Genomic DNA, 8,321 nt, shown 5'->3' with positions numbered 1-8,321 from the left:
ATCTTGACAAGTAGCATTCAGTAATCAACGAACCTCAAAATAGGTCAAAGTACCCTGTATCTATTCCATACCTCTACATTTAGAGTTCACCCTATTTAGAGGGTTTGTGGTTACCCGAAACAAGTCTAAATAGGGTTATATTTGCAGTTTTTAGAGGGTATTATAAAAACCTCTAAACCCTATTTGTAATATCAACATGGCCTTAGTCGGATACGTCAGAGTTTCATCATTAGATCAGGACACCACCACACAGCTGGAAAGAGTGACTGCCGCCCACTGCAAAAAAGTGTTCTCTGAAAAGGAATCTGGCACCAGCACCAAGCACCGTACCGCCTTAGCGGAGTGTCTGGATTATTTGCGGGAAGGCGACACACTCGTAATCACCAAAATTGATCGTCTGGCACGATCCGCACGTGACTTGCACAATTTGATTCATGATCTGGAACAACGCCACATCAGTTTGTTGGTATTGGATCAGCGTATCGATACCAGTACCCCACACGGTCGGGCTTTTCTCGGCATGCTAGCCACCTTTGCTGAATTTGAAACGAATATTCGAAAAGAGCGACAACTCGAAGGAATTGCAGCAGCTAAAGCCAAAGGAAAATACACGGGTCGCAAACCAACCGCTCAGAACAAGGCCGCTGAGATTTTGTCGCTAGTGGATCAGGGACTCACTAAAGTTGGGATAGCGGAGCATGTCGGCATCTCAGTAGCTAGCGTTTACAACGTCATTAACAAGACCAAGCAAGCCATCTGATTTTCAATCGACTGAAGATGCTAATGACAATGAAGGCGCAGCCAAGATCTGCTGAATAACCGGTTTTAACCAAGTTTAACTGGTAAGCAAGGGAGTAACGGCTTAGTATTATATTACTATCGTATGAACGGGATCGCTTCGGCGGTGCGGTACTCTCACCTGTTTACAGGTTTCCAGCGGGTCTGGATATAACCAAGAAGCCCAGTTTAAAAGGCTCCCTACGGGGAGCCTTTCTATTGTCCGGGATTTAGCTTTTTCCCATGCATAATATTATATGCAATCACCTGGAAACCAATTTTGCGTTTTTTTGGTTGAGACGTCTGATACTCGGCATCCCTGACATAAGCGCTTTCAATGAATAGATTTAGCCAGCCTTTCTGACTGGATTTTGACACTTTGAAATAGATCTCATAGTCACTCGGTTGACCCTCCGCATTGATTATTTCCAGAGTAAAAAAGTTACCATGATGCGTGTGATAACAACGTCTCTCTCCTAACAAGGTGACAATCTCGGGCAGCCTTTTGGATAACTCATAGCGCACAAAATCAAATGCCCTGACTTCTCGAGAGTCGCGGTATAGCAGATCGGGGACATGCTCACCATCCTGCAAACCTCTAGTGAAAGTGTGCATACTAAACATGACTTGTATCTTGTAGGTTCGTTCGGGACGCTTTGCGGCAGCAGGAGCCGTAAACGCCCACTCGAAGGGGTGAACATGATCGAGCGCAAACTCTACACCTTCAAAACTAAATGACTTCCATTTCAACTGTTAGCACTCTCATTGCATTGATCTGTTGATTATACGTAAGCTTCTGTGGTGATGAATCAGTAAAAGTCCTATCTATCCGTTGTTAGGATTATTCAGAAATCACGCCTTTTTTTGATTTACAACGAAGACTACCCGCAATGACGACAACCAATATTCAGAGTGGGGCCGATACTGCTTCAAAAAAATCTGATGCCCCGCAGGAACCGAATGCTGAAACCCAGCAAGCAATGATTGAAGCTCGCCAATTAACCAAAGCCCGTTTTGGTCATTCGGGTGATCAACTGAAGCGCGATAAAAAGGTATCGCAACCGTGACCGTGTATTGAATGCGATTTGCAGCCATTAACCGAGGCGTTTTCAGGGCTGCACTATGGCTCTATCAATTATCCGACTGCATTTATAGGTATAACCCGACAAATGGAACCCTACCCTCACTACCAGGTGCGGTTAACTACTTTTAAATCCATTTAGAGAAAAATAGCTAATTTAGATTGATTTTATCCTACTCAAAGAAAAGCCATCGCGTCCCTGCGATGGCTTAGTAGTGCTTGAGACCAGGCTAGTGGAAAGCTGGTGATTCTCGACACTCTCGTAGACGTCTTGGCAATTCGCTACGATTTTTCACACGGCTCTCGGGGCTAAAGCACCGTGTTTTAGACAGAGACAAGGGGGGCTAGTCGTAGTCTCTTGGGGTTATCTTCACTCACTCTAGCATAGGTCACTAAAGACGTCATTCAGCTGGCGTTCATATTAGAGATAATTCTATTAATGCTTACTAATAGGTTCAAGGACGTAGTTTTTTCGCCATGATAACGACTACTTGGCATGACACAATACAGAACAAAAATAGCAACCATTAACCTTGTCATAATGCTTTTTAGCTTCAGCAATAGCCTGTTGGCAGGTGCTAAATGTACCGAGGTAAATTCGATGGCCAGGTGGCGGAAGGTAGTTACAGTTAGCTTGATGTATTTCACGGCGACCGTTGGACTGGCAAGTTTTATTTACAAAGTACACATTCATTCTAATTTCTACTGTTAGCTGGGTATGGTATAAATATAGGGCAGTATTTGCACACCATGACGTTTATGATTATTTTGAACTGCTTGTATGAATCTTTATTTTGTTGACAAAAACAAACAGTTGGAGGGTGCTCATGATATTCACACATTTGAGTGCAGCTGTCTTCCAGCAGGCGATCATCGGATATTCTTAGGGGCGTTCCTGACGTGTCAAGAAGCGCTTATTGAAGCGCGTCAGCATTTTAGGGCAGTGAATGGTTGCTTCTTCTGTACCGTCGAGTGCTACAGCTTTAAACATGCCACACTACAGCCAAAGTATATCCGGTAAGCCTGTTGACCCGGTTAAGGCCTGATCTATCCCTCTAATGTTTAATTCACTATAGGCATAACAAGGAGGAGAGATGACTGCTTTAGAATTTTAGGGCTGGTGCTGATAGGACTTATCAGCTTTGCCTACTGGTTGAACCACAAACACAACGATACTCATCACGATGACAAATAACGGGCAGGACTTATTAGCGCCCTCCTGACTCAATGAATCAGTACCTCGCTAGGATACTCACCAGCGCGGATCAGGTCGCGTACCGTCATCGACGTAATAACCAACTCAGACTCAATTAAACCGACAATACACCTTATGGATATGGCTATCCGAATCTATGGATAAGTGTTAATCACCATCAAGAGAGGATTAGTCCGTTGAAGTCGCCAGGGCAAGCCTGAGCGATAAAGTGAGGGTAAGGTGAAGCATTGAAGCCAGTTAATACATTGACTGCATTAACAGTGTCTTACGGTTTATTTTGCCTGTATTTCTCCTGTTGGATTGATGAAATAAGCCTTAGCGATGTGTCGCGTTCTCGGCGTTGATTACGAAAATAGTGCGGCTAAGCACTTAATGTCTACAAACTAGATCTATCGATCTTCGGTATGAAGCGGCATGAAACGCTCGTTTCCAAGCATCCGGTCCGGTTACATCATGCTGTCGAACCTTTGCCAACTACCGTAATGCGTAGCTGGTTTGAAACCGTTTTCGCGACTGATTATATCAGGTTTTGTTAGCCTGTCACTGCCCCATCACGGCTAAAAATAGCGCTCTAAGTAAGCTGGATACTGATTCCCAGCGGTACGTCACTGTCTAAATGCAACAGTGACGTACCGAGCACGTCAACCCCGCGGCGCATTAACCGGACTCCGGCTAATGCGCCGCTCACACCGCCAGTTGCCAACTAAAAAGTGGCAAATCCATTGCGTTTCAGTGGCAATTAGTTAACTAACCGTTAACAAAATGCCAACTTCCACGGGTAATGGTTGCAAAATAATTGCATTTTAGCGGCCTATAATTAACAGTTAGGCTCTTGTCGATTATAGGCCCCTGCTGTTAAGGAGATTACTCACGTATGGATGCGCTCAAAGAATCACTTGCCGCTCTAACTTACCCCGAACAACGGACCAAGATTTCTCTGATCGCGGAGTTGCTGCCCGTTATTGAGTCCACGCACAAACAGGGGTTCAAGCTTCCGATCCTGCACGAAGCCATCAACACGGTCATCCCAATGCCGTATGCCACTTTCGCTAATTGCTTACATCGTGTCCGGAAGGCTAAAAAAAGTGACCATCATAAAACCGCCTAGAATGCCGTATAAGGCTCTATATCAGCGCAGGCTATGGATACCCATGCTCAACACTTGAAACGGGCTGCCTGACGCCTTTAAAATCACCAAAAGCACCACTTCCAAGGCCACTCCGCGCCTGTAGTCACTACGAAGCACCAATCAACCTACTGTAATCTTCTAGCTTGTATCCTGGGGTGAATTGCCCGATATCGGGCAAGAGGGGCTAGCCCCTAAAACTACTTTGCGGTTGGCTGGGTTGGTAACTGAGGGGTTTATGTCGAAGCGCGGTAAGGGTTGGCTGGACAATGTGAAACCGGTAGTAAATTCTAACTCTACCTTTTTTCCGGTCTATCCCTACCTTTTTTCCGGTTAGTTCTACTCTTATATTTAATGGTAGAAAAAAAGTACTGACCCTGTTATTCTACTATTAAATTAAGAGGTAGAGTTTGTGGTTATTTCGCGCGAAGGCTTAAGTAATAAGCAGGTGAGCATGGCTAATGAATTAGTCCGTGCAGCTCACGGACTCTCATTGCAAGAAAAACGGTTATTGATGCTTGCCGTATCTAAGCTCGATAGTACTAAACCTGCCCTCCCAGGAAATATGGTCTCAACTATTAGCGTTTTAGAGATGGTTTCAGAGTTTGGTATAGATCATAAGTCTGCATATAAGGTTACTCGTGAAGCCGCTGAGCACTTAATGAATAGGTATATTCGTTTCCATCATTTAGAAAATGGAAAACAAACTGAAACCCGTATGCAGTGGGTTGCTCAAGCGGATTACATAGAGTCTGAAGGAGCTGTCACTCTTCACTTTTGGTATAAGTTAGCTCCGATGCTTTTTGCATTAGAGAAGCAGTTTACTAGCTATAAGCTAAGCAGAGCAGGAGCATTGCAATCAAAATATGCCTGGCGATTATTTGAACTGGTTATGCAGTTTAAATCTACTGGTTACTTGAAAATATCCCTTGATAAATTCAATCATGCGATGGAAACCCCAAAAACGTACCAACAAGACTTCGGATTAATACGAACGAAAGTCCTAGAAATAGCTATCAAAGAAATTAAGAAAAAAGATGGTCTTTGTATCACTTGGTCTCCAATTAAAACAGGGAGAAAGGTTACAGGGCTAGAGTTTAAGTACCCTGTTGAGCACCAGCACGAGCTATTCGCACTGGATGACAGCTTCATTGAAAAGCACGCTAAACCTGGCGAAAGTTATAAGACAGCTAGAGAGCGATTAGCCAAGGATCGTAAAGAAAAGGCAGGTAAATAGTTATTAACATTCTCTGCCTGATATCTAATTTTAGAGTAACGACAAGGAGATAGCATTACCCATTAACAATCAACGATAGCGCCCTACCCGCCTGCTACCAACAGAACGGGAAGGACTTCACTTAACGATCATTAGAGGATCGAAAAATGCACGATACAGAGTATCAGGTAATTCCGTCTGTGCGCACTCAAAATGCACAGTCTTTACCCATCGAGTCAATGACCTTTGACTCACAACAAGCCCGCGACATCTATATTCGGGATCAGCGAGCCTACGGCTGGGAAGTGTTTTTACACTTTATGGGCCGTGAAGGGTTCGTTGAGCTATACGCCATTAGCCGGAGGAAGTTGTCATGAGTACTTCTTTCCGAAATCAAACGATTGCAGGGCATCAGGTGGGTGCATCTAGGCACATGGAATATGGCCTCCTGTTTATTACCGCGTCGCTGGTGGCGATCAACTGTTATCACCTTTCTAACTTCCTTATCTCAAAACTCACAACGCCAGAGACCAGTGTGTTGTTTGTCGGGCTGTTATGTCTGGTTGGTATTGGGATTGCCTGCTTAGAAGTGCCTGTCGGCAAGGGATTGATCGTGAGTTACCGGCTGACGGGGTTTTCAATGAGTACTCTGATTCAGAGCTTGCTGGCGCTAGCCATTTTGTCTATGGCTGTCACTGCAGGCATCAATAGTCAGACAGCCGATGCCGATAAGCGTGATACACAATCCGCCTCGTATAATCTGACTGAAAGCAGCTTCAGCAACTTGCGCCAATCGGCACGGTTTGAGCGGGACTCACTGTTAGCTCGGGCCGAGCTGATTCAGGATGCCCCATCGAGAGCCATTGCCAAGCTGGAGGCGGAGAAGCACTTTCAGGATGCGCTCATTTCGATTACCCAAGCGCAAGCCGCTAACCGACTGAAGAAACCCGTAGAGACCTTTGAAACGGGTTCGACGGGCCAACGCTTTACGATTGCCCTCTTCTCTTTGGTCTGTAGTTTGGGTGCGATGTTCACCAGTGCATTTTCAGCGGTATTCGTTAACCCACTGGTGGCCCTGCCGGCCTTTAGTCTAAGAGCCAAGGTAAACCATGACTGGCAGTCTGATGGCTCTGATTTCAAAGCCATGACCCATGAATTTACCCCCATGGGAAACCCACTTAGCCGGTTTTTATTGCGGGAAAAAGTTCAGTCCAAGCCCCTCCCCTCAACCCTCGAATCAGCGGCGACGACAAGTGCACCAATAAACACCGCTCAAACGCCCCCTAACCGCTTAGATTCAAGCTCGGAGGCCCTTTCTGTAGTTAGTGAACGTTCACTAACTACAGACATTCAAGGTGCCGAAAGGGTGGACTATTCAATCGCCCACTATGACGCAATTAAAGCCGCCATCATGAGTAAGGCACTGAAGCCAACTCAGGCCCCAGTGAAGAAAAAACTGATTGCTCTGAAAGTGCGTTTTGTGGATGACGCAGCACGGCAACAGAAGGCCGTTGCCATTCTTGAGCAGCTAAACCATGAAGGCGTTCTTCGGATCAACCCAGAGTATGGAACCAGCGGTAAAGTGGTCGCTCAGTACGTGCTGAATGCTGATAATCAATCAGCGGTAGAGCAGGGAGGAGATATTCGGGCCCGATGCCCAGCCTGTCACAAACTGGAACTGATTCAAGCGGGCCAACTGGGGCAGAGCAAGGGAAGGGTCAAATCACTCTGTGGGCACGTTTACACTGTTCAGGATCATCTGGCCTAGGCCGGTTTACCCTCAGGATCAACCAATTGATCCTGAGGAGTTTTGGCATCGCATTCAATTCTGCCAACACATTATCCGTGGAGTTCATGCTCTGTTCATTGGAAAAGTAGGATATTGGTTCTCAGCTCTAGGGGTAGAGCGATGCCGAGTACATCACTAAAAATAATTGCACACTACTCGGTGTAAACGGTTTAGAAAATGAGGAAGTCAGACACCACTGTCCTCTCACAAGGGTGATGATTTCCTCATTTCCTAAACGCATTCAACTAAACAACTTTGATTCAAATTTGCGGCAGCACACTTACAGAAGGAATAACCTGGGTCAGATAAATCGAAGGCTAACTAGTCCTCTACGGCCTGATAAATTGCCATATTGATTACCGCTGCCCGAGACTGTCCCATTTTACTAGCTAGTGCATCGACCTTCTCTAAAAGGTCGGGAGTTATTGTAAGGCTGATCTGTTGCTTGTTACCCTTTCTAACACCTTTTACGGATGTCTTGCTGTCCGGTGCTCCTGCTATAAAATCATCAACGTCCTGCGTTGCCGTGGTGGTGTCTTTTTTCTTCGGTTTCGTAATGGCCATTAAATATCACCTTAATATTAAATTTTCTATTGAAATAAAAAAAATAGCAACTAACGAAGTAATATTTAATTATACAAATAGTCCATTAGATACCTGGCAAGATGGTGCTGAATTTGCCAGACCAAAATGGGGAATTTATAGAAGTTTAAATAATTCGCAAGATTTACAAGACGAAATTGTAAGATTTGCTGACTTTAGTATCAAAGAAATTACAGACTTACTTTCTATAGAAACTTTAAAGCAAAAAGCAGAAAATATTTTATTAGTACCTAACCCATCATCAAAAGTTGTAGAGTTTAAAAATGCAAATTCAGAGAATTATAACTTCATTGAGTTGTATGACTTTTCAGGAAGAAAAATTCAAACGAATTCAAGAATAAAAAAGAACAAACTAGACGTTTCTGGCTTACCTAAAGGATTATATTTTATTGTATTTAAAAAAGATACTTTAACTACTAAAGTTCTAAAATGTTATGTGAAGTAACTAATATTATTAAAAAAATCTATCAGAAAACTTCTTTTTCTTTAATTCAAACAACAATGAAAAAGCAA

The 8,321-nt window shown here is 44.2% G+C and carries 9 protein-coding genes; 7 read left to right on the top strand and 2 right to left on the bottom strand.

The window, feature by feature from the left end; genetic code table 11:
- Positions 1–196 precede the first annotated feature (196 nt).
- On the top strand, positions 197–760 hold the full coding sequence (locus Q0688_RS03025) for a recombinase family protein (protein WP_299073050.1): 564 nt from the start codon (positions 197–199) through the stop codon (positions 758–760).
- 233 nt (positions 761–993) lie between these two features.
- Here the strand turns inward: Q0688_RS03025 and Q0688_RS03020 are convergent, their stop codons facing one another.
- On the bottom strand, positions 994–1,527 hold the full coding sequence (locus Q0688_RS03020; RefSeq protein ID WP_299073047.1) for a hypothetical protein: 534 nt from the start codon (positions 1,525–1,527) through the stop codon (positions 994–996).
- Between the two features lie 140 nt (positions 1,528–1,667).
- Here Q0688_RS03020 and Q0688_RS03015 point away from each other — a divergent pair, with 140 nt between their 5' ends.
- The 5 genes from Q0688_RS03015 to Q0688_RS02995 all read left to right on the top strand — a co-directional run bounded on the left by Q0688_RS03015 (position 1,668) and on the right by Q0688_RS02995 (position 7,184).
- Positions 1,668–1,844: a hypothetical protein gene (locus tag Q0688_RS03015; protein WP_299073045.1), complete on the top strand. Its 177-nt coding sequence runs from the start codon at positions 1,668–1,670 to the stop codon at positions 1,842–1,844.
- Positions 1,845–3,948: 2,104 nt separating this feature from the next.
- The gene (locus Q0688_RS03010) at positions 3,949–4,182 is read left to right on the top strand and encodes a hypothetical protein (protein WP_299073043.1); all 234 of its coding nucleotides are present in this window, start codon (positions 3,949–3,951) and stop codon (positions 4,180–4,182) included.
- Positions 4,183–4,654: 472 nt separating this feature from the next.
- Positions 4,655–5,437, top strand: coding sequence for a replication initiation protein (locus tag Q0688_RS03005; protein WP_367179776.1), 783 nt, complete (start codon positions 4,655–4,657; stop codon positions 5,435–5,437).
- 146 nt (positions 5,438–5,583) lie between these two features.
- A complete protein-coding gene (locus Q0688_RS03000) occupies positions 5,584–5,793 on the top strand; it encodes a hypothetical protein (protein ID WP_299073041.1) in 210 nt (69 codons plus the stop codon).
- The gene (locus Q0688_RS02995; protein WP_299073039.1) at positions 5,790–7,184 is read left to right on the top strand and encodes a hypothetical protein; all 1,395 of its coding nucleotides are present in this window, start codon (positions 5,790–5,792) and stop codon (positions 7,182–7,184) included. Before Q0688_RS03000 ends, Q0688_RS02995 begins: the two co-directional genes overlap by 4 nt.
- A gap of 342 nt (positions 7,185–7,526) precedes the next feature.
- Here Q0688_RS02995 and Q0688_RS02990 read toward each other — a convergent pair whose 3' ends face one another.
- Positions 7,527–7,769 (bottom strand): ribbon-helix-helix domain-containing protein, encoded by a 243-nt coding sequence (locus tag Q0688_RS02990; RefSeq protein WP_299073037.1) that lies wholly within the window; start codon positions 7,767–7,769, stop codon positions 7,527–7,529.
- Here Q0688_RS02990 and Q0688_RS02985 point away from each other — a divergent pair.
- A complete protein-coding gene (locus Q0688_RS02985) occupies positions 7,762–8,253 on the top strand; it encodes a T9SS type A sorting domain-containing protein (RefSeq protein WP_299073035.1) in 492 nt (163 codons plus the stop codon). The two genes, Q0688_RS02990 and Q0688_RS02985, sit on opposite strands and share 8 nt — an antisense overlap.
- The last annotated feature ends 68 nt before the right edge of the window (positions 8,254–8,321 follow it).

The organism is uncultured Paraglaciecola sp., from assembly GCF_937123705.1.
In the GTDB taxonomy this organism is placed as follows: domain Bacteria; phylum Pseudomonadota; class Gammaproteobacteria; order Enterobacterales; family Alteromonadaceae; genus Paraglaciecola.
This window is presented reverse-complemented; position numbering and strand designations above follow the sequence as displayed.